Here is a 20,609-nt window from a genome sequence, read left to right on the forward strand (position 1 = left end):
CTCAGGCTTCTGCGCTGGCTTTGATCAGGCGATCGTAGGCGTCCTGATCCAGCAGTTGGCCAACGGCGGCGGCATCGGCGGGAATGAAGCGGAAGAACCAGCCTTCGCCCAGCGGGTCTTCGTTGACCAGCTCCGGGCTGTCTTCCAGGGCCGGGTTGGTGGCGACCACTTCACCGTCCAGCGGCATGTACACGCCGCTGGCGGCCTTGACCGATTCCACGGTGGCGGCTTCGGCACCCTTTTCGTAGCTCTGCAGCTCCGGCAGTTGCACAAACACCACATCACCCAGGGCGTTCTGGGCGAAAGCCGTGATGCCGACGGTGACACTGCCATCCGCTTCGCTACGCAGCCATTCGTGATCTTCAGTAAAACGCAACTCGCTCATGGAAACTCCTCAGGGGCCAGACTCGTCTGGTGGACGCGATTGAATGCTCGTGCGGGGCCGAGCCGGATGGCAATACCCATAGCAAGAATGCGGCCAATAAATAGTTAATCCTTTAAAATCAATAGCTTGAGTATCTTTCCCGAGTGCTGGCGATGTTCGCCTGTAGCGAAATCGCTACAGCTGACAGCGTGGAGAAAAGGCTTTGAGGATCAAAGCCTTGCACGGCAGCGATTACAAGGAGGTGTAGCGAAATCGTTCCGCTGTAGCGCTTTCAGTACAGTTGCAGGTCGCTTCTGGAACGGTAGGCGCGGCGGGAAGTAGGCGCTGGCTTGCCAGCGAAAGCGCCCTCAAGAGCGACACAGGGCTTGAGGGGCTCTCAAGGGCGAGCCGGCTCCTACGGATCAGCGGGCAGCTCAGGCCTTGCCCGGAATGCCGTACTTGCGCAGGCGATGGGCGATGGCGGTGTGGGAGGTCTGCAGGCGGTTGGCCAGTTGCCGGGTCGAAGGGTAGTGGACGTAGAGGTTTTCCAGCAGCTGTTTCTCGAAGGCTTCCACGGCCTGTTCCAGGCTTTCGACTTCGGTGTCGTTCTGCCGCGCCACCGAGGTGCCGGCGATGTCCAGGTCGCCGATGTCCACCAGGTTGCTTTCGCAGATGGCCGCCGCGCGAAAGATCACGTTCTGCAACTGGCGCACGTTGCCCGGCCAGCGGTTGCTCAACAGCGCCGGGTAGGTGCCCGGGGTCAGGCGGCACACCGGGCGCTGGATCTGCGCGCAGGCCTGCTGCATGAAGTAGCGGGCCAGCAGCAGGATGTCCTGGCCGCGCTCGCGCAGCGGCGGCACTTCCACGTTCAGGACATTGAGGCGATAGAACAGGTCTTCACGAAAGCTGCCTTCGCTGACCATTTTCTCCAGGTCGCGGTGGGTGGCGCTGAGGATGCGCACATTGACCTTGATCTCGCGATCACCACCGACCCGGCGAAAGCTGCCGTCATTGAGAAAGCGCAGCAGCTTGGCTTGCAGGTAAGGCGACATCTCGCCGATTTCATCGAGAAACACCGTGCCCTGGTTGGCCAACTCCATCAGCCCCGGCTTGCCGCCGCGCTGGGCCCCGGTAAAGGCGCCGGGGGCGTAGCCGAACAGTTCGCTCTCGGCCAGGTTCTCTGGCAGCGCCGCGCAGTTCAGGGCCAGGAATGGCGCGCTGTGCCGGGCGCTGATGGCGTGGCAGGCGCGGGCCACCAGCTCCTTGCCGGTGCCGGTTTCACCCTGGATCAGCAGCGGCGCATCCAGCGCTGCCACCCGTTGCGCCCGGGCCTTGAGGGTGCGGATCGCCGGGGATTCGCCGAGCAGGGCATCGAAGCCCTCGGCGTGATCGTGGTGCAGGGCCGACAGCCGCTCGCCGATGCGGTTGGGCTGGTACAGGGTCAGCAGCGCGCCGGCATCGGTAATGGGCGTGGCGTCCAGCAGCAGGGTCTGGCCATTGACCATGATTTCCCGCAGTGGCAGGCGAAAGCCGTTTTCCAGCAGGGCCTCCAGCAGCGCGGGATCGGCAAACAGTTCGGCGACGCTTTCCCCGGCCGGCTCGCGGCCATACAGGGCGATCAGCGCCGGGTTGGCCAGCAGCACCTTGCCGGCGCTGTCCAGGGCCAGCACCGGATCGGTCATGGCCGCCAGCAAGGCGTCCAACTGCAAGTGCCGGCGCTGGCCGGGGAGGATGTCGACCACCGTCACCGCCTGCACGCCGCGCACGTTGAACAGCGCGTCGCGCAACTCTTCCAGAACTTGGGGGCTCAGGGTCGGTGCATCGATATAGACGTTGGGCGGCACCATTTCCACCGCATCCAGGTTGAGATTGCGTCCGCCCAGCAGGGCCAGGACTTCCTGGGTGATGCCGACGCGGTCGATGAAGCTGACGTGGATACGCATGAGGCGACAGAGGCTTCTGGAACACTGAAGGGCGCCAGTATGCCTTGGGCGAGAGCCTTAGTCGAAATCGCTGGAGCTGTCGTAGGAGCCGGCTTGCCGGCGAAGGCGGACCAGGCACCCGGGCACGGCGGTGGTCATTTCGCCGGCCGGCCGGCTCCTACAGAAGAGGGGTCATGCCAGGTGTTCGGGGTTGATCGGGTCGCCGGGCTTGACGTTCAGTTGCTTGCGCACGTCTTCGAACATCTCGTCGTAGTACTTGTGCATGGAGGCAATGCTGGCGCTCTTGGGCAAACCGTACTGCTGGGCGATGCGGGTGGCGTGGCGGGCAAAGTCGAAGGCCAGGTCCTTGGCCAGGAAGAACTGCTCTTTCAAGGATTTGCCTTCGATGGTGCCGTGCAGGGTGAACAGCATGCCGTGACCCTCCTTGGGGTCCTGGGCCAGTTCGTAGTCGATGCACAGGTTGTAGCTGAAGTCGTCCTTGCTCAGCGCATGGCGCTCGATATGCAGGTGACCGGGCTCAAACATGGCCATAGGCGTCTCTCCTCCAGGGCTTTGACGGGAGGGCAGGCGCCGGGCCTGCCCCGAGTTCTTACAGCAAGCGTCTTACAGGTAGCGGATGCCGGGCTGTGCCGTGCTGATGCGGGTGCCGGCCTTGCCCTGGACGATCGCTTCGATGTCCGAGAGTGAACCGATCACCGCGACTTTGCCAGTGTGCCGGGCAAATTCGCAGGCGGCCTGGACCTTGGGGCCCATGGAGCCGGCGGCAAAACCCAGCTTGTCCATTTCATCCGGATGGGCCTGGGCAATGGCCTTCTGGGTCGGCTTGCCGAAGTCGATGAACGCCGCGTTGACGTCGGTGGCGATCACCAGCAGGTCCGCCTCCAGTTGCTCGGCCAGCAGCGCCGAACACAGGTCCTTGTCGATCACCGCCTCGATGCCCTTGAGCTTGCCGTCCTCGCCGTACATGGTCGGAATGCCGCCACCGCCGGCGCAGATCACGATGCTGCTCTTTTCCAGCAGCCACTTGATCGGGCGGATCTCGAAGATGCGCTTGGGTTTCGGGCTGGCCACCACCCGGCGGTACTTGTCGCCATCCGGGGCGATGGCCCAGCCTTTTTCCTTGGCCAGTTTCTCGGCTTCTGCCTGGCTGTAGACCGGGCCGATGGGCTTGGTCGGGTTCTTGAAGGCCGGGTCCTTGGCGTCCACTTCCACCTGGGTCAGCAAGGTGGCGAAGGGCACTTCGAAGTCCAGCAGATTGCCCAGTTCCTGTTCGATGATGTAGCCGATCATGCCTTCGGTTTCGGCACCGAGCACATCCAGCGGGTAGGGCGAAACCTGGGTATAGGCCGCCGCCTGCAGCGACAGCAGGCCCACCTGCGGGCCATTGCCGTGAGCAATCACCAACTGGTTGCCGGGATGGATCTTGGCGATCTGTTCGGTGGCGATGCGGATGTTGGCGCGTTGGTTGTCCGCGGTCATGGGTTCACCACGGCGGAGCAGGGCGTTACCGCCCAGTGCAACGACGATACGCATAATGCAGTCCTTCTAGAGGCGCTGCAGGCGCTGGCAAGCCAGCACCTGCAGGGGGAGGCGGGTTAGAGGTCGGCCAGGGTCGAAACCAGGATCGCCTTGATGGTGTGCATGCGGTTTTCCGCTTGCTCGAAGGCGATGCAGGCCGGCGACTCGAACACGTCGTCGGTCACTTCAATGCCGTTGGCCAGGTGCGGATACTGCTCGGCGATCTGCTTGCCGACCTTGGTATCGCTGTTGTGGAACGCCGGCAGGCAGTGCATGAACTTGGTCCGTGGGTTGCCGGTGGCTTTCATCAGCTCGGCGTTGACCTGGTACGGCAGCAGTTGCTCGATGCGCTCGGCCCAGGCTTCCACCGGCTCGCCCATGGACACCCAGACGTCGGTGTGGATGAAGTCCACGCCCTTGACCGCGGCCTTCGGATCTTCGGTGAGGGTGATGCGGGCGCCGCTTTCCTCGGCGTATTGCTTGCAGCGGCCCACCAGGTCGTCATGGGGCCACAGCGCCTTGGGCGCGCAGATGCGCACGTCCATGCCGAGCTTGGCGCCCACCAACAGCAGCGAGTTGCCCATGTTGTTGCGGGCGTCGCCCAGGTAGGCGTAGCTGATCTCGTGGATCGGCTTGTCGGCATGCTCACGCATGGTCAGCACGTCGGCGATCATCTGGGTTGGGTGGTATTCATCGGTCAGGCCGTTGAACACCGGGACGCCTGCGAATTTCGCCAGTTCTTCGACGATTTCCTGCTTGAAGCCGCGGTACTCGATGGCGTCGTACATGCGCCCCAGCACCCGGGCGGTGTCCTTCATGCTCTCCTTGTGGCCGATCTGCGACGAGTTGGGGTCGATGTAGGTGACGTTGGCGCCCTGGTCATAGGCCGCCACTTCGAAGGCGCAACGGGTACGGGTCGAGGTCTTTTCGAAGATCAGGGCGATGTTGTTGCCCTTGAGATGCTGCTGCTCGGTGCCGGTGTACTTGGCGCGCTTGAGGTCGCGGGACAGGTCCAGCAGGTAGCGCAGCTCACGTGGGGTGTGGTGTTCCAGGCTCAGCAGGTTACGGTTGTGGATGTTGAACGCCATGATGATTCTCCTTGGATTCGGTAATCGGCCCGACCGGCGCCGGATAGGCGCGGTCGGACTGCTGGTCGTCTAAAGGCTTAGTAGTCGATCGGGTCGCGGATGATCGGGCAGGTCATGCAGTGGCCGCCGCCGCGGCCCCGGCCCAGTTCGCCGGCGCTGATGGTGATGACCTCGACCCCGGCCTTGCGCAGCAGGGTGTTGGTATAGGTGTTGCGGTCGTAGCCGATGACCACGCCCGGCTCCACGGCCACCACGTTGTTGCCGTCGTCCCATTGCTCGCGCTCGGCGGCGAAGCTGTTGCCACCGGTTTCCACCACGCGCAGGGCCTTGAGGTTGAGGGCCTTGGCCACGGTGTCGAGGAAGCTGCTTTCCTCGCGGCGCACGTCGATGCCGCCGGGCTTGCTTTCGTCAGGGCGCAGGCTGAAGGCGACGATCTGGCTCACCACTTCCGGGAAGATCGTCACCAGGTCGCGGTCGCAGAAGCTGAACACGGTGTCCAGGTGCATCGCCGCGCGGGATTTCGGCAGGCCGGCGACGATCACTCGTTCCACGGCCTTGTGCTTGAACAGGTTCAGTGCCAGTTGGCCGATGGCCTGGCGCGAGGAGCGCTCGCCCATGCCGATCAGCACCACACCGTTGCCGATCGGCATCACGTCGCCGCCTTCGAGGGTGGCGTTGCCGTGTTCCTGGTCCGGGTCGCCGTACCAGATCTGGAAGTCGGCCTGGGTGAACTCGGGGTGGAACTTGTAGATGGCGGTGGTCAGCAGGGTTTCCTGGCGTCGCGCCGGCCAGTACATCGGGTTCAGGGTTACGCCGCCGTAGATCCAGCAAGTGGTGTCGCGGGTGAACTGGGTGTTGGGCAGCGGCGGCAGGATGAAGCTGGAGTGGCCGAGGAAATCGCGGAACATCTCGATGGTCTTGCCACCGAAGCTGGTGGGCAGGTCATCGGCGGATACGCCGCCGATCAGGTACTCGGCGACCTTGCGCGGCTCCAGGCTGCGCAGCCACGAACCGACTTCGTTGACCAGGCCCAGGCCGACCTGGTTGGCGGTGATCTTGCGCTCCAGGATCCAGTCCAGGGCTTCGGGCATGGCGACGATGTCGGTCAGCAGGTTGTGCATTTCCAGCACATCAATATCCCGCTCGCGCATCTTGGTGACGAAGTCGAAGTGGTCGCGTTTGGCCTGGGCCACCCACAGCACATCATCGAACAGCAGTTCATCGCAGTTGTTCGGGGTCAGCCGCTGATGGGCCAGGCCTGGGGAGCAAACCATGACTTTGCGCAGTTTGCCGGCTTCGGAATGGACGCCGTACTTAACTTTTTCCGTGGTCATTACTGTGATCCTCCAGAGACAAAACAATCGGGGTGTTGCTTCAAAGGCAGTGCTACAGGGTCAGGAAGCCGTCGTAGAGTCCGTAGGCCGCCACCAGGGCGCCTATGACCACCGCGGCAAAAATCAGCTTCTCGACGTTGGTGAAAATCGGTTTGTGCAGTTCCATCTTGGCCTTGGCGAACAGCACCACGCCGGGGGCGTAGAGCAGCGCCGAGAGCAGCAGGTACTTGACCCCGCCGGCGTACAGCAGCCAGATCGCGTAGAGCAGGGCGATGCCGCCGATGATCAGGTCCTTCTTGCGTTCGGCCAGGGCCTGTTCGTAGCTTTCGCCGCGCACCGCCAGCAGCACCGCATAGGCCGCCGACCACAGGTAGGGCACCAGGATCATCGAGGTGGCGAGGTAGATCAGTGACAGGTAGGTGCTGGCCGAGAACAGGGTGATGATCAGGAAGATCTGCACCATGGCGTTGGTCAGCCACAGGGCGTTGGCCGGTACGTGGTTGGCGTTCTCGCGGCGCAGGAACTCCGGCATGGTGTGGTCCTTGGCCGCGGCGAACATGATCTCCGCACACAGCAGCACCCAGGACAGCAGCGCTCCCAGCAGCGAGATGATCAGGCCGACGCTGATCAGCACCGCGCCCCAGTGACCCACCACATGCTCCAGCACGGCCGCCATGGATGGGTTCTGCAGCTTGGCCAGTTCCGGTTGGGTCATGATCCCCAGGGACAGGACGTTGACCAGTACCAGGAACAGCAGCACGGTGATGAAGCCGATGACGGTGGCCTTGCCCACATCCGAGCGTTTTTCCGCCCGGGAGGAGAAGATGCTCGCGCCCTCGATGCCGATGAACACCCAGACGGTGACCAGCATCATGTTGCGCACCTGGTTCATCACGCTGCCCAGGTCCGGGTTTTTCACGCCCCAGATGTCGGCGGTGAAGATGTCCAGCTTGAAGGCGAACAGGGCAATCAGCACGAACAGCAGCAGCGGCACGACCTTGGCGACCGTGGTCACCAGGTTGATGAAGGCGGCTTCCTTGATGCCGCGCAGCACCAGAAAATGCACGGCCCAGAGCAGCACCGAGGCACCGATCACCGCGGCCGGGGTGTTGCCCTCACCGAAGATCGGAAAGAAATAGCCCAGGGTGCTGAACAGCAGGACGAAGTAGCCGACGTTGCCCAGCCAGGCGCTGATCCAGTAGCCCCAGGCCGATGAAAAACCCATGTAGTCGCCGAAACCGGCCTTGGCGTAGGCGTAGACGCCGCCGTCCAGATCCGGTTTGCGATTGGCCAGGGTTTGAAAGACGAATGCCAAGGTCAACATGCCGACAGCGGTAATCGCCCAACCAATAAGAACTGCACCAACATCGGCGCTGGCCGCCATGTTTTGCGGTAAGGAAAAGATCCCTCCGCCAATCATGGAACCCACTACCAGGGCGACTAAGGCGCCCAGTCTTAGTTTTCCGGGAGATTCAGACATTGCATGACTCCAATGCAGGAGAAGAGAGACGTCAGAGTAAATCCGCTGGCAATCCGAACAGCTGACTTAGATCAGTTCATTGCGGTATTCCGTTGTGAATGAATGACTTAAGATTTATTGCGGAAGGTAGAATGCGGCCCTGAGAGGCCCATTCCAGAGGCTTTTAACTAATTTTTAGTGATTGTTTGGATTGTTGGTGTCGTTTGAAACTAGACCCTTTTGACGAATGTGCAAATCCACTAAGGTGGTTAACTAATAACCAGTCAGTGATGGCACTTAGTACATATATTTAACAAAATAGTCGGTTATTCAGTGCCTTCTGAAGACTATTCCGAGATCCGTTCATAAAGGCTGTTTAATTGACTGTTACTATTGGATGCACATTTCTGGAAGTTGATTAATGGCCTATCGTCTTATTGCCCCATCGACTCACTGAAGCAGAGGTAGGAATGTCACAACCGGCGCAGAAGCTTCAACTCGGTGCACTGATCGCTCTGGTCGTGGGCTCGATGATTGGTGGCGGGATTTTCTCGCTGCCGCAGAACATGGCGGCCCGGGCCGATGCCGGGGCCGTGCTCATTGGCTGGGGCATCACGGCGGTGGGCATGCTGACCCTGGCGTTCGTCTTCCAGACCCTGGCCAACCGCAAGCCGGAGCTGGACTCCGGGGTCTATGCCTATGCCAAGGCCGGCTTCGGCGACTACATGGGTTTTTCATCGGCCTGGGGCTACTGGATCAGTGCCTGGCTGGGCAACGTCGGCTACTTCGTCCTGCTGTTCAGCACCCTGGGCTATTTCTTTCCGGTGTTCGGCCAGGGCAATACCCCGGTCGCCATCGGCTGCGCGTCCTTGCTGCTGTGGGCCGTGCATTTTCTGGTGCTGCGGGGGATCAAGGAGGCCACCTTCATCAACCAGCTGACCACGGTGGCGAAGATCGTGCCGCTGGTGATGTTCATCGTCATCGCCGCCGTGGCATTCAAGGCGGAGATCTTTACCCGGGATATCTGGGGCCGCAGCAACCCGAACTTCGGCGGGGTGATGGACCAGGTGCGCAACATGATGCTGGTCACGGTGTTCGTGTTCATCGGCATCGAGGGCGCCAGCGTCTACTCGGCCCGGGCGCAGAAGCGCGCGGATGTCGGGCGGGCCACGGTGATCGGTTTTCTCGGGGTGCTGGCGCTGCTGGTGCTGGTCAACGTCTTGTCCCTGGGGATCATGAGCCAGCCGGAGCTGGCCAAGCTGCAGAACCCGTCCCTGGCGGCGGTGCTGGAGCATATCGTCGGCCCCTGGGGCGCCTTGCTGATCAGCATTGGACTGGCGGTTTCGCTGTTGGGCGCCTTGCTGTCCTGGGCCCTGCTGTGCGCGGAGATTCTCTACGCCACCGCCCGGGACCGGACCATGCCGGCTTTCCTGAAGAAGGAAAACGCCAACCATGTGCCGGTCAATGCCTTGTGGCTGACCAACGTGATGATCCAGATCTTCCTGCTGATCACCCTGTTCTCCGCCGGCACCTACACCAACCTGATCTACCTCGCCTCGTCGATGATCCTGGTGCCCTACCTGTGGTCGGCGGCCTATGCGGTGCTGCTCAGCGGCCGAGGGGAAACCTACGAGCAGGCGTCCCGGGAGCGACTGAAGGACCTGTGCATCGCGGTGGTGGCCCTGAGCTACGCCATCTGGCTGTTGTACGCCGGTGGCTTGAAGTACCTGCTGCTTTCGGCGCTGCTCTATGCGCCCGGGGTGATTCTGTTTGCCCAGGCCAAGCGCGAGCAGGGCCAGCCGCTGTTCACCCCGCTGGAAAAACTGATCTTCAGTGCCGTGATCATCGGTGCCTCGCTGGCGGCTTATGGCCTGTACAGCGGTCTGCTGGCGCTGTGATCGAGGGCTCACCACCATCGGGCGCGATGGGCGCCCAGGGTGCCGGCGGGGCAATCCCACTGCACGGGGGTTCCTGCGATATGCAACGGCACCCGCAGGCGTCGGGCCGGTCCCCAGGGGGTCTGTTCCTGAACCAGCCCCTGATCGTCAGCCTCTTCCGGGCGCAGCGGCGTTGCGTTTGCCGCTGACGGGCGATGCTCAACCAGCAGCTTGGCGGTGCGCGCCAGGGACAGGCGCGCCGAGCGGCCCTGGCCGCCGCTCAAGGACAGGTTCAGGGCGCGCAGAGCGCTGGCGGCCATCAGGTAGCCGGTGGCGTGATCCAGGGCCTGGACCGGCAGCGGCAGCGGTTGGTCCGCAGCTTTCCAGTGCATGCCGGCTGCGGCGATGCCGGCGCTCATCTGTACCAGGCTGTCGAAGCCCCGGCGGTTGCGCCAGGGGCCGCTCCAGCCATAGGCGTTGAGGCTGACCTCGATCAGCCCCGGGGCGATGCGCTGGCGTGCCTCGGCGTGGTAACCCAGGTGTTCCAGGGCATCGGCTCGATAGCCGTGCAGCAGCAGGTCGGCGTCGGCCAGCAGGTCCTCGAATACCGCGCGCTGTTCAAGGTCGTGCAGGTCCAGGCGTGCGCAGCGCTTGCCCAGGGTCACCTCGGGCTCCAGGGCCGGTTCGTTCCAGCCCGGCGGGTCGATGCGCAGTACCTCGGCGCCCAGCCCCGCCAGCAGGCGGCTGGCCACGGGGCCGGCCAGGACCCGGGTCAGGTCCAGCACCTTCAGTCCGGCCAGGGGCCGGGCGCTGGAACCGCTCCAGGTGCTCGGCCGCGAGCCGCTGTGCGGCAGCCAGTGCACCAGGGGTTCGGCGTTGACCGCCTGACCCTGCGGGTGCGCCTGCCACTGTGCCCAACTGCGCATCTGCGCGGCGCAACCGCCTTGATCGACGATGGCCTGTTCCAGCTCCAGCGCGTCCCAGGTGGCCACTCGGGCGGCCATGGCGTCGCGCCCGGTCACCGCGCCCAGCACCCGTTCGGCGGCGGCGCGGTGGTGCGGCGCGTTGGTGTGCAGGCGAATCCAGCCGTCGCGGCTGGGGTAATCCCCGGCAATCGGGTCCCAGGGAGAGGGCAGGCTCCAGCCTTGCGGGCGGATTGAACCGGCGAACCAGAACGAGGCCAGGCGCCGGTCGACGCTGACCTCTGGCCGGCGTCCGGTCTGGCTGTACAGGAGTTCGGCCAGGGCTTGCCCGGCGGCGGCGATGCTGGCGCAGGCCAGGTCGGTCACGGCGAAGGCCGAGGGCAGGGCGCCCTGGCCGGTTTGTCGGACGCTTGCGGGCGCCAGGCCCAGCGCGGCCTGGAGGGTTGCCAGTAGTTCGGTCATGACGCACTCCCCGGTTCAGAGGAGGGCATTGCACCTTGAAAGCGCCGCCCCTGTCGATCACCTCCGGTCATCGGCCGCGGCGAGCGGCCGGGGTGGCGAGAACCTGCGCTTATACCCGGAACTGGTCCATCAGTTTCATCTGCTGGGTGGCCAGGGCATTGAGCTGGCTGCTGACCTGGGCCGACTCGCTGGCTTGCTCGGTGAGGGTTTCGGTCACGCTACGGATCGCCGAGACGTTGCGGTTGACCTCTTCGGCCACGGCGCTCTGCTGTTCGGCGGCGCTGGCGATCTGCAGGTTCATGTCGCTGATCACGGTGACCGCGTCGCTGATCTTGCCCAGGGCCTGGACCGCCTGATGGATCTGCCCGGCATTGTTCTGCGCCTGGTTCTGGCTGGCGTGCATGGTGGTGACCACATCGCGGGTGCCGCTCTGGATGCGCTCGATCACCACGCGAATTTCCTCCACCGAGTCCTGGGTGCGCTTGGCCAGGTTGCGCACTTCATCGGCGACCACTGCGAAGCCGCGACCGCTTTCGCCGGCACGGGCCGCTTCGATGGCGGCGTTGAGGGCCAGCAGGTTGGTCTGCTCGGCGATGCTGCGGATCACTTCCAGCACCGAGCCGATCTGCTCGCTGTTCACTGCCAGGGCTTCGACTTCGCTTACCGCCTTGCTCACTTCATCGGCCAGCAGGCTGATGTCCCGGGTGCTGCGTTCGATGATGGTCATGCCTTCCTTGGCCGACTGGTCGGCGCCACGGGCGGCCTGCGCGGCGTTGGAGGCACTGTTGGCGACGTCATGGGCAGTGGCGCTCATTTCGTTGGAAGCGGTGGCCACCTGATCGATCTCGCGGAACTGCACCTGCATGCCTTCACTGGTCTGGCGGGCGATTTCCGAAGACTGGTCGGCGGTGCCGCGGGCCTCGATGATGCTCTGCTTGATCTGGGCGATGGTCGGTTGCAGCTTGTCGAGGAAGCGGTTGAACCAGCTCACCAGCTCGCCCAGTTCATCCTTCTTGCTGTAGTTCAGGCGCTGGGTCAGGTCGCCGTCGCCGCTGGCGATGGCCTTGAGCATCTGCGCCACGCTGTTGATCGGCCGGGTCACGCCCGAGGCGCTGAGCCAGATCAGCAGCAGGCCCAGCAGGCCGGCGCCGATGGCCACCAGCACGGTTTTCAGCGTGCCGCTGGTCTGGGCCTCATCCAGCAGGTTCTGCAGTTTGACCGAGTCTGCCAGCAGCACCTGTTGCGGCAGGTCGATGGTCACGCCCCAGGGCTTGGCATCGGCAATCGGGCTGAAGGGGTAGACCGCACGGATCAGATCGCCCTGTTGCAGGACTTTCGATTGGCTGCCGGAGAGCGTCGCGAGGATGTCCTTGCCCTTGGCGCCCAGGCTTTCACCGATGTTCTTGCCCACTTGAGCGGGATCGCTGCCGACCGCGGCCAGCAGCCCACTGCCGGCCAGGATCATCATGTGCCCGGCGCCATCGAACAGGTCCTGCTGTGCTTCGACGGCGGCGGCTTGCAGGGAGTCCAGAGCGATGTCGACGCCGATCACCCCGATGGCCTTGCCGTCCACCAGCAGGGGCACGGAGATGGTGGTCATCAGCACTTGCTTCTTGTCCTCGCCGATGGTGTCGGCGTAGGGGTCGAGCAGGCAGGTACGGCGGGTATCACGAGGGCAGGTGTACCAGATGTTGTAGGGCGTGCCGCTGAGGTTGAGGGTGGTCTTGTTCATGTCCTCCTCGACCATCACCGTGTTCAGTGGCTTGCCTGCGGGACGGCTCCAGTAGCTGGCGAAACGTCCTTGTTCGTTGGAGGCGCGGCTAGCATCGTTGGCGAATTCGCTGTCCTTGCCGTCCAGGGCGTTGAGTTCGTAGGCCAGCCAGATGCCGAGCACCTTGGGATTGCGCTCGAAGGCGGTTTTCAGGCTGTGATTGAGCTCTTCGCGCAGGGCCGATGCGTCCAGTCCGCGTTTTGCGGCCATCTCCCGCAGGTCCCGGACCTGATCTGCCAGGGCGGTGATCACCAGCTGGCTTTCGCCGAAGGTCTTCTGGACGCGCGCCGCCTGTTCGGCGGCCTTGGCCTGCAGCAGGTCCTCGACCCCGGCAGTCAGCATCCGCGTGCTGGAGGTGTTGACCAACTGATTGTTCTGCTGGCTCTGATACAGGTTCATGCCGACGATCAAGGCCACCACGCCCAACAGGCACAGTCCGGACAACAGCACTATTTTCAGGCGAATGGAGAGAGAGTCGAGCATGGGGGCGATCTCACTAAAGGACGGATGGAAAGCACGGAATCGGATGACTCCGTTCGCCAAGTCCATTCAGCGCTATGCCCGGAACATCGGCTTGGGCGGCCTTTGCGTGAGGGGGGGCGACGAACGGTCATGTGCTTGACATATATGGCCTCAGGGTCGAGGGCATAGCTGCCAGAGAACGTCAATCAGGAGGTTTGCGGCAGGGCTTCGGGGCGCGACCAGATCCACAGGTTGCCCAAGGCCATGCCGGCAATCGCCGCATACATGGTCCAGTGATGGTTGAGCAGACCAAGCATCAGCCCGGCGCACAGCAGCATGCTGACGGTGGCGCTGATCTTGGCCTTGCGGCTGATGATCCGGCCATTGCGCCAGTTGCAGAGGATCGGGCCGAACAGGCGATGGTTCTCCATCCAGGCGCTGAGGCGGGGCGAGCTCTTGGTGGCGGCCCAGGCGGCCAGGAGGATGAACTCGGTGGTCGGCAAGCCCGGTACGACGATGGCGATCAGGCCGATGGCCAGGCTGACATAGGCCAGCGCGCCGAACAGCAGGCGGGAAATTTTCGACGAGGAGGGGCGAGTGGGGGTCATGGTTTCGATGATGAGGTAACACGCCTTGCGGCTCAATCTGCAGAGCACGTCGGCCGACAAAATACCGTTGCGGGCCCGCGGCGCAAACGCTCGCCACGGGCCCGCAACGACGGGGTCAGGCTGGTTGTGCGGCGCTGGCGTAAGCCTGTTCCAGCAACACGGTGAAGCGGTTGAAGGCATCCAGCGCGCCTTTTTCCGCCGCGGCTTCTTCTTCGGCGGTGAACTCCAGGCCATCGAGGATGCGGGTGAAGGTCTTCCAGCCTTCGGCGCGGCCACCGGCCGGTTCGCCCAGGTGTCGGGCGCCGAAGGTTTCGCTCAGGCCCAGGCCCACGGCGCGCTTGATCAGGAACGCGGCGCCGAGCTTGGAACCCTCGGAAACGAAGATCCAGCCCAGGGCTTCGGCCTGGCTCGGGTTGCGCACCGCGCCGGCCACCGGGGCCGGGACTTCGGTGTCCAGGTCGGCGAGGTCGGCCTTGGCCGCTTCGGCGCGGCAGCGCTGGGCCAGGTCAGGCACGATCTGGTTCAGTTCGGCGTCGTTGTACAGGTCCACCAGTTCCGACTGGAACAGGTACTGGGCGACCACGAAGCGGGCGAACGCGCCCTGCGTCTCGAACGGTGCGTGGGCCTTGACCAGGGCGTCGAGCTTGGCATGGGGTTCGTGGGTGATCTGGTTCAGGCGTTGCGAACGCAGGTGATGACGCTGGGAGGAATCCTGGGAGCTCATGCTGATGTCCTTGAGAATGAGAGGCAGTTAGTAACTAGACGAACAAGAAGACGCGACACCGTAAAAAATCCTCACTGCCCCGGCTGAAAAAGGGCAGTGAGGTGCTTGGGCGTCAGATATCCCAGACCAGATTGACCGAGAAGTTGCGGCCCGGCTGGGTCAGGCGGTCGAGGTTGGCGGGTGCGGTCTGCCCGGCCTCGCCGACACTGTCGTAGCCGCGCACGTCGTCCCAGTTCCAGTATTTCTTGTCGGTCAGGTTGTACAGGCCGGCGTTCAGGGTCAGGTCGTCGGTGACCTTGTAGAAGCCGCTGAGGTCGAGGATGCCGTAGCCCGGGGTCTTGAACTGGCCGCTGGTGGTGCGGCCGTCCGGAGCCTTGAAGGTGCTGTCGTCGACCCGGTCCTTGCGCTTGACCAGGGTCCAGCTCAGCAGCGCGCCGTAGGTGTCCTGGTCGTAGCCGAGGCCGAACACGCCCTTGAGCGGGTTGACGCTGTTGATCGGTTCGCCGTTGTCATTGTTGCGACCGTAGGCGTAGGCCAGCGAGCCGATGCTGTACAGGCCCTGGGGCGCGCCGAAGGCATCGAGGTTCAGACGGCCGCGGGCTTCGGCGCCCTTGATGGTGGCGTGCTTGATGTTGTTGCTCTGGATCACCGACTGCAGCGCGCCGGCGGTGATGGCGTCTTCGTTGATGAAGTCGCGGTACTGGTTGTAGAACACCGAGACATCGAAGGAGCCCGCGTCGAAGTTGCCGCGCAGGCCGGTTTCATAGCCTTTGCTGGTTTCCGGCTTGAGGTTGGAGTTGGGCTCGACCACGTAGCCGGTGGCGAGGTTTTCGAAGCGGCCGTAGAGCGCCTTGGCCGACGGCGTGCGGAAGCCCTCGGAGTATTGACCGTAGGCCGTGTAGTGCTCGTCGAAGGCGTAGGTCAGGCCGAACTTGGGCGAAACCCGGTGCCAGGTCTTCTTGTCGTCGCTGACGGGAAAGGTGCCGTTGGGGTTGGCGACATTGAGGAATTCCTGGGTCAGTTTCGGCTTGAGCTGGGTGTAGTCGTAGCGCAGGCCTGGGGTGAAGGTCCAGGCGTTCCAGCTGATCTGGTCCTGGGCGAACAGGCTGTAGGTGCTGACGGTGGGATCCGGGAAGTCGCTGGATTTTTTCACGCTGTCGCCGGCGTTAGGGCTTGGCGCGCCGATGGCGGTGCAACCGGCGCCGACCTTCAGGCAGGTGGCGGTGCCATAGCGTGAGCCGGTGACCTTCTGCTGCTTGAGGGTGGTGCCGTAGGTCAACTGATGCTCGGTTTCACCGAGGGTGAAAGCCTTGTCCAGTTGCGCGTCCAAGACCCATTGTTTTTCCTGGTACAGGGTTTGCCGTTCACGCAGCACGTCGCGGGCGTTGGGCGAGAACGCCGAGACCGGGTTGTAGCGCTCGGAGGTGGTCTGGTCGGTCTTGGCGATCTGGTAGTTCAGGCTCCACTTGATCCGATCGGCGATCGGCGACTCCAGGGCAAAGCTGTTTTCCAGGCCGAAGCGTTCGCGGGTGATGGTGTCGTTGCCGACACGGGAGCGATACCAGTTCTGCCCGACGCCGTTGAGAAACAGGCCGCCTACCGCGCTTTTCTGGTTGGTGTCGCGGTCGTCCTTGTACTTGTCGTAGGTCAGGCCCAGGCGGGCATCCGGCGCATAGTTCCAGCCGAGCTTGGCCAGGACGTTGGTGGTGCGGGCGTCTTCCGGGTTGGCGGCGGTGCGGTTGAGGCCGGTGCCGTTGTTGCTGCCGTAGGACTCGGTTTCGTGGCCGTCACGCCGGCTCAGGTGCAGCAGGGCGTCGAAGTCGCTGGCCCGTCCGGCGACGGTGGCGGATTTCAGCCAGCTTTCGTCAGCCGAGCTGTAGCCGCTCTTCAGGCGCGCGCCAACGTCCTGCCCGGGCTTGATGATGTCGTCGGCGTCCAGGGTGTAGTAGCTGACGGCGCCGCCGATGGCGCTGCTGCCGTAGAGCACCGAGGCCGGGCCACGGAGGATTTCCACGCGCTTGACGATTTCCGGGTCGACATAGTTGCGGTTGGTCTTGGCGTAGGGGCCGCTGAAGAAGTGATCCGGCACTTCCACGCCATCGACCTGGGTGAGAATCCGGTCGCTGTCGATGCCGCGGATGTTGTAGCCGCTGAGTCCCGCGCGCTGGCCGGCACCGCCAACGGAAACGCCGGGCTCGTAGCGCACCAGTTCCTTGATGGTGTTGACGTTCTGGCGGTCCAGTTCTTCCCGGGTCTGCACGCTCACGGTGCTGGGCACCGCATTGATGTTCTGCTCCTGACGGGTGGCGCTGACGGTCACCTGTTGCAGGTTCACCGCATTGGCGGCGCTGCGTCGTTCCAGGACGATGTTGTGGTTGCCCAGTTTGCGGTAGCTCAGTTGGGTGCCGCCGAGCAGGCGCTCCAGGGCCTGTTCCGGGGGCAGCGAGCCGCGCACGCCCGGTGACGAAACCCCGCTGCCCAGCTCGGCCGGCAGCCCGACTTGCCAACCGGTGACCGCGGTAAAGGCGTTGAGCGCCGAGACCAGCGGTTGCTGGGCGATGGCGAAGTTGTAGTGGCCCATGCGCTGGCTGGAGGAGGCCGGGGCGTCGGCGGCCATCACTGGCGTGGCTTGGGCGCCGGCCAGCAGGATCGCCGCGGTCAGCAGCGACAGGGTGCAGTGTTGCAGGCGGGCACAGGGAACAGAGGATCGGCTGTTGAGGCGAGGGGACATCGAGAGCGCTCCGGGTCGCACGAATCTTTTATAGGTGCAGATGCGCATTCAAAAATGCGAATCAGTTGCATTGGCTATAACGAGACGTTCGACCTGCGGCAATCGCGTAAAAATAATTATTCTCAGTTGAGAATGACCAGGGCCGGGTATTCCGAGAGGCGTGCCGAGGTGATGTGGGCCAGGGAGCGCAGCACGTCCAGGGGCTGGTCCAGGCGGTAGTTGCCGGTGACCGCGACATTCGCCAACTGCTGGTTGTTGTTGACGATCCAGCCCGGGTAATAGCGCCGCAGTTCCGCCAGCACCTGGCTCAGGGGGCAGTTCTCGAACACCAGGCGGCCGTCGATCCAGGCCAGGTCCTTGCCGGCATCGAGTCGGGCCGGTGGGCCGAAGCCTTCGGGGCCGACGCGAACGCTCTCGCCGGCGCTCAGGCGAATGCGCTGATCGGCGTGGGTGGCGCGCAGGTCGATATCGCCGCGCTGCACCTGGACCTGGGCAATGCCGTCCAGGTAGCGCACGGCGAAGGCGGTGTCGGCCACGCTGGCCTTGACCGGGCCGGCGTCCAGCTCCAGGGGCAGGCCCGGGGTGCCGGGGATCTCGAAGAAGGCTTCGCCCTGGTACAGCCGCGCCACGCGCCGGTGATCGTTGATGTCGCTGGAAAACGCCGAGTTGGTGTTGAGCAGCACCTTGGAGCCGTCTTCCAGTTGCAGGCGCTGGCGTTCGCCGACCTGGGTCAGGTGGTCGGCCTGCAGGCGCAGCGGCAGGTTGCTGAAGCTGAACAGCCCGAGCAGCAGCACTGCGGCGGTGGCCAGGGGTTTCCAGTGCGGGCGCAGGCGTGCCAGGCGCGAGACTTTCGGCGGTGTCGCCAGGGTCAGGGCGCATTGCGCCACTTGCGGCCCGTCCCAGATCGCCCGGGCCTTTTCAAAGGCCTGGGCATTGAGCGGTGAAGCCGCCAGCCAATGATGAAACCGGCGCAGTTGTTCTTCGTTCGGATGTTCCAGCTCGATCAGCCAATCCAGTGCCTGATCCATGGCCAGGGTGCTTGAGTGCGGGCCGGCGGGGGTGGGCGGCTCGGCGCTGTGAAAATCCGTCACGGGTGTTCCTCGGCGGCGTCTGTGCGCAGCTGTTTTTTCAAGAGAGAGCGAAAGCCGGCCAAGGTTAACAAAGGCCCGGGGCTGACGCAGTCATTGTGCTCAGCGGTTGAGACTCACTGGCCGTCGAGACGTTCGGCGACGCCGATGCAGATGGCCATGATCAATTTCAATTCCTTTTGTACCGTGCTCAGCGAAACCCCGAGCTCGTCGGCGATCTCCTGATAGCTGTGGCCGTGCAAGCGACTGAGGATGAAGATCTGCTGCTGGCGCGGGCTGAGCTGGCCGAGGCTGAGGTTCAGGCGTTCGAGCAGTTGCTCGGCGTGGGCCGCGTCCTCGGCGCTGCTGACAGGGGCGGCGATGCTCTCCAGCACCTCGGCAGGCACGTCTTCGAGCAGGGTGCGGCCCTGGATGCGCCGGGCCCGCAGGTGATCGAGGGCGAGGTTGCGTGCGGTCTGGAACACGAAGGGTTCGAGGTGGGTGATCGGCCGCTCGCTGAGGGCCCGGGTCACCCGCAGGTAGGTTTCCTGCAGCAGGTCTTCGGCGGTGCTGTGGTTGTTGACCATCCGCTCCAGGGTCCGCAGCAGGGAAATGCGCTGGGTGAGGAAGACGTGGTTGAAGTGCGATTGACTCACGGCAAGGCCTGATCCATTTTTTCAGCGGATGATAATGATTGTCATCTGCGTCAGTGGTCAAGCCTTGTGTGAATTATCCCCGGCCGGCCAGGTAGGCCTGGTAGTCGGGAATCCGGTGCTCGTGGGCCTGGTTCATCAGCGGACTGCTGAGCAGGTAGTCGGCGCTGCACTCGTTGCAGGCCACGGGAATGTTCCACACCGCCGCCACCCGCAGCAGGGCCTTGATATCCGGATCGTGAGGCTGGGGTTCGAAGGGGTCCCAGAAGAACACCAGCAGGTCGACCCGTTGTTCGGCGATCTGCGCCCCCAGTTGCTGATCGCCGCCCAGAGGGCCGCTGATCATGCTTTGCACCGGCAGCCCCAGGCGTTTGCTCAGCAGCAGCCCGGTGGTGCCGGTGGCCAGCAGTTCATGTTCGGCCAGGCGTGACTTCTGCCGCTCGGCCCAGTCCAGCAGAAAGACCTTGCAGTGGTCGTGGGCGACCAGGGCGATGCGCTTGCGCGCCGCCATGGTCTTTTGCGTGAAACTGATACCGATCATCGACGAATATCCGTTTTATTCCGCGTTGCACAGGGCCAGGCAGTTATCCAGCATGCGGTTGGAGAAGCCCCACTCGTTGTCGTACCAGGCCAGCACCTTGAGCAAGCGACCGCCGCTGACCTTGGTGTGGTTGGCGTCGAAGATCGACGACAGCGGGTTGTGATTGAAGTCGCTGGAAACCAGCGGCAGGGTGTTGTAGCCGAGGATCTTCGAATGCTGGCTGGCGCTCTTGAGCAGGGCGTTGACCTCTTCGGCGGTGGTGTCGCGCTTGAGGGTCACGGTCAGGTCCACCAGGGATACGTTGATCACCGGCACGCGCACCGCCATGCCGGTCAGCTTGCCCGCCAGTTCCGGCAGCACCAGGCCCACGGCTTCGGCGGCGCCGGTCTTGCTCGGGATCATGTTCTGGGTGGCCGAACGGGCGCGGTACGGGTCGCTGTGGTAGACGTCGGTGAGGTTCTGGTCGTTGGTGTAGGCGTGGATGGTGGTCATCAGGCCGTTGTCGATGCCCAGCTCGCGGTGCAGCACCTGGGCCACCGGGGCCAGGCAGTTGGTGGTGCACGAGGCGTTGGAAATGATCTGGTGCGACTGGCGCAGAATGTCGTGGTTGACCCCGTAGACCACGGTGGCGTCGGCGCCCTTGGCCGGGGCCGAGATGATCACTTTGCGGGCGCCGGCAGTAAGATGGGCGGCGGCCTTGGCGCGGTCGGTGAACAGGCCGGTGCATTCGAAGACTACGTCGATCTTTTCCGCGGCCCAGGGCAGTTCGGCCGGGTTGCGGATGGCGCTGACGGCGATGCGGTCGCCATTGACGGTCAGGCTTTCCTGATCGTGCTGGACCTCGGCGTCGAAAGTGCCGTGCACGGTGTCGTATTTCAGCAGGTGGGCATTGATCGCGCTGTCCCCCAGATCGTTGATGGCGACGATCTGCAGATCCTGACGATAGCCTTGGGTATAGAGTGCGCGCAGGACGTTACGGCCAATACGGCCAAAACCGTTGATTGCGATTCGAAGAGTCATGTGCAAGCGCCTGTCGTTGAATTTGTTGTTGGAATTACAAGATTATTCGCATAGAAATAGAAAA

At 63.7% G+C, this 20,609-nt stretch carries 17 protein-coding genes and 1 pseudogene; 1 reads left to right on the plus strand and 17 read right to left on the minus strand.

Going from position 1 to position 20,609, the window contains the following annotated elements; translation table 11 throughout:
- Window position 1: 1 nt before the first annotated feature.
- From gcvH to arcD (GGI48_RS22780), 7 genes are all read right to left on the minus strand, one after another.
- Entirely contained in the window at window positions 2-385 is a 384-nt protein-coding gene (gcvH, locus tag GGI48_RS22750) for a glycine cleavage system protein GcvH (protein WP_016967337.1), read from the minus strand.
- Between the two features lie 413 nt (window positions 386-798).
- On the minus strand, window positions 799-2,307 hold the full coding sequence (locus tag GGI48_RS22755; RefSeq protein ID WP_016967336.1) for a sigma-54-dependent transcriptional regulator: 1,509 nt from the start codon (window positions 2,305-2,307) through the stop codon (window positions 799-801).
- 171 nt (window positions 2,308-2,478) lie between these two features.
- Window positions 2,479-2,838 (minus strand): DUF5064 family protein, encoded by a 360-nt coding sequence (locus tag GGI48_RS22760; protein WP_016967335.1) that lies wholly within the window; start codon window positions 2,836-2,838, stop codon window positions 2,479-2,481.
- A gap of 72 nt (window positions 2,839-2,910) precedes the next feature.
- Window positions 2,911-3,840 (minus strand): carbamate kinase, encoded by a 930-nt coding sequence (arcC, locus tag GGI48_RS22765; RefSeq protein ID WP_016967334.1) that lies wholly within the window; start codon window positions 3,838-3,840, stop codon window positions 2,911-2,913.
- Between the two features lie 62 nt (window positions 3,841-3,902).
- On the minus strand, window positions 3,903-4,913 hold the full coding sequence (locus GGI48_RS22770) for an ornithine carbamoyltransferase (protein WP_179600148.1): 1,011 nt from the start codon (window positions 4,911-4,913) through the stop codon (window positions 3,903-3,905).
- Window positions 4,914-4,990: 77 nt separating this feature from the next.
- On the minus strand, window positions 4,991-6,247 hold the full coding sequence (gene arcA, locus GGI48_RS22775; protein WP_047305740.1) for an arginine deiminase: 1,257 nt from the start codon (window positions 6,245-6,247) through the stop codon (window positions 4,991-4,993).
- Between the two features lie 52 nt (window positions 6,248-6,299).
- Entirely contained in the window at window positions 6,300-7,727 is a 1,428-nt protein-coding gene (gene arcD / locus GGI48_RS22780; RefSeq protein WP_179600150.1) for an arginine-ornithine antiporter, read from the minus strand.
- A gap of 449 nt (window positions 7,728-8,176) precedes the next feature.
- Here arcD (GGI48_RS22780) and arcD (GGI48_RS22785) point away from each other — a divergent pair, with 449 nt between their 5' ends.
- Window positions 8,177-9,604: an arginine-ornithine antiporter gene (arcD, locus tag GGI48_RS22785; protein WP_047305733.1), complete on the plus strand. Its 1,428-nt coding sequence runs from the start codon at window positions 8,177-8,179 to the stop codon at window positions 9,602-9,604.
- Window positions 9,605-9,612: 8 nt separating this feature from the next.
- Here the strand turns inward: arcD (GGI48_RS22785) and GGI48_RS22790 are convergent, their stop codons facing one another.
- The 10 genes and pseudogenes from GGI48_RS22790 to gap form a co-directional block, all read right to left on the minus strand.
- Window positions 9,613-10,968, minus strand: a complete 1,356-nt coding sequence (locus GGI48_RS22790) for a CoA transferase (protein WP_179600152.1) — start codon at window positions 10,966-10,968, stop codon at window positions 9,613-9,615.
- Window positions 10,969-11,077: 109 nt separating this feature from the next.
- Entirely contained in the window at window positions 11,078-11,833 is a 756-nt protein-coding gene (locus GGI48_RS31600) for a methyl-accepting chemotaxis protein (protein WP_409565412.1), read from the minus strand.
- Window positions 11,834-11,983: 150 nt separating this feature from the next.
- Window positions 11,984-13,288, minus strand: a pseudogene (locus tag GGI48_RS31605) (cache domain-containing protein); the annotation flags it as partial.
- A 119-nt stretch (window positions 13,289-13,407) separates the two neighbouring features.
- Entirely contained in the window at window positions 13,408-13,809 is a 402-nt protein-coding gene (locus GGI48_RS22800) for a YbaN family protein (RefSeq protein WP_042940538.1), read from the minus strand.
- A gap of 115 nt (window positions 13,810-13,924) precedes the next feature.
- Window positions 13,925-14,533: a biliverdin-producing heme oxygenase gene (locus tag GGI48_RS22805; RefSeq protein WP_103742178.1), complete on the minus strand. Its 609-nt coding sequence runs from the start codon at window positions 14,531-14,533 to the stop codon at window positions 13,925-13,927.
- A gap of 112 nt (window positions 14,534-14,645) precedes the next feature.
- The gene (locus GGI48_RS22810; protein ID WP_179600156.1) at window positions 14,646-17,264 is read right to left on the minus strand and encodes a TonB-dependent receptor; all 2,619 of its coding nucleotides are present in this window, start codon (window positions 17,262-17,264) and stop codon (window positions 14,646-14,648) included.
- A gap of 122 nt (window positions 17,265-17,386) precedes the next feature.
- Window positions 17,387-18,355, minus strand: coding sequence for a FecR family protein (locus GGI48_RS22815; protein WP_179600159.1), 969 nt, complete (start codon window positions 18,353-18,355; stop codon window positions 17,387-17,389).
- A gap of 113 nt (window positions 18,356-18,468) precedes the next feature.
- Window positions 18,469-18,987 carry an RNA polymerase sigma factor gene (locus GGI48_RS22820; protein WP_179600160.1) on the minus strand — a complete coding sequence of 173 codons (519 nt, stop codon included), beginning with the start codon at window positions 18,985-18,987 and terminating at the stop codon, window positions 18,469-18,471.
- A 73-nt stretch (window positions 18,988-19,060) separates the two neighbouring features.
- Window positions 19,061-19,525, minus strand: coding sequence for a methylglyoxal synthase (locus tag GGI48_RS22825; protein ID WP_016962957.1), 465 nt, complete (start codon window positions 19,523-19,525; stop codon window positions 19,061-19,063).
- A gap of 15 nt (window positions 19,526-19,540) precedes the next feature.
- Window positions 19,541-20,545, minus strand: coding sequence for a type I glyceraldehyde-3-phosphate dehydrogenase (gap, locus tag GGI48_RS22830; protein ID WP_060844423.1), 1,005 nt, complete (start codon window positions 20,543-20,545; stop codon window positions 19,541-19,543).
- Window positions 20,546-20,609 lie beyond the last annotated feature (64 nt).

This window comes from Pseudomonas protegens (assembly GCF_013407925.2).
Lineage (GTDB): Bacteria > Pseudomonadota > Gammaproteobacteria > Pseudomonadales > Pseudomonadaceae > Aquipseudomonas > Aquipseudomonas fluorescens_AP.

Excerpts from the sequence above, each read along its gene's own strand:
- gcvH (WP_016967337.1), bottom strand. The coding sequence starts at position 385 with ATGAGCGAGTTGCGTTTTACTGAAGATCACGAATGGCTGCGTAGCGAA.
- GGI48_RS22755 (WP_016967336.1), bottom strand. The coding sequence starts at position 2,307 with ATGCGTATCCACGTCAGCTTCATCGACCGCGTCGGCATCACCCAGGAA.
- GGI48_RS22760 (WP_016967335.1), bottom strand. The coding sequence starts at position 2,838 with ATGGCCATGTTTGAGCCCGGTCACCTGCATATCGAGCGCCATGCGCTG.
- arcC (WP_016967334.1), bottom strand. The coding sequence starts at position 3,840 with ATGCGTATCGTCGTTGCACTGGGCGGTAACGCCCTGCTCCGCCGTGGT.
- GGI48_RS22770 (WP_179600148.1), bottom strand. The coding sequence starts at position 4,913 with ATGGCGTTCAACATCCACAACCGTAACCTGCTGAGCCTGGAACACCAC.
- arcA (WP_047305740.1), bottom strand. The coding sequence starts at position 6,247 with ATGACCACGGAAAAAGTTAAGTACGGCGTCCATTCCGAAGCCGGCAAA.
- arcD (WP_179600150.1), bottom strand. The coding sequence starts at position 7,727 with ATGTCTGAATCTCCCGGAAAACTAAGACTGGGCGCCTTAGTCGCCCTG.
- arcD (WP_047305733.1), top strand. The coding sequence starts at position 8,177 with ATGTCACAACCGGCGCAGAAGCTTCAACTCGGTGCACTGATCGCTCTG.
- GGI48_RS22790 (WP_179600152.1), bottom strand. The coding sequence starts at position 10,968 with ATGACCGAACTACTGGCAACCCTCCAGGCCGCGCTGGGCCTGGCGCCC.
- GGI48_RS31600 (WP_409565412.1), bottom strand. The coding sequence starts at position 11,833 with ATGCAGGTGCAGTTCCGCGAGATCGATCAGGTGGCCACCGCTTCCAAC.
- GGI48_RS22800 (WP_042940538.1), bottom strand. The coding sequence starts at position 13,809 with ATGACCCCCACTCGCCCCTCCTCGTCGAAAATTTCCCGCCTGCTGTTC.
- GGI48_RS22805 (WP_103742178.1), bottom strand. The coding sequence starts at position 14,533 with ATGAGCTCCCAGGATTCCTCCCAGCGTCATCACCTGCGTTCGCAACGC.
- GGI48_RS22810 (WP_179600156.1), bottom strand. The coding sequence starts at position 17,264 with ATGTCCCCTCGCCTCAACAGCCGATCCTCTGTTCCCTGTGCCCGCCTG.
- GGI48_RS22825 (WP_016962957.1), bottom strand. The coding sequence starts at position 19,525 with ATGATCGGTATCAGTTTCACGCAAAAGACCATGGCGGCGCGCAAGCGC.
- gap (WP_060844423.1), bottom strand. The coding sequence starts at position 20,545 with ATGACTCTTCGAATCGCAATCAACGGTTTTGGCCGTATTGGCCGTAAC.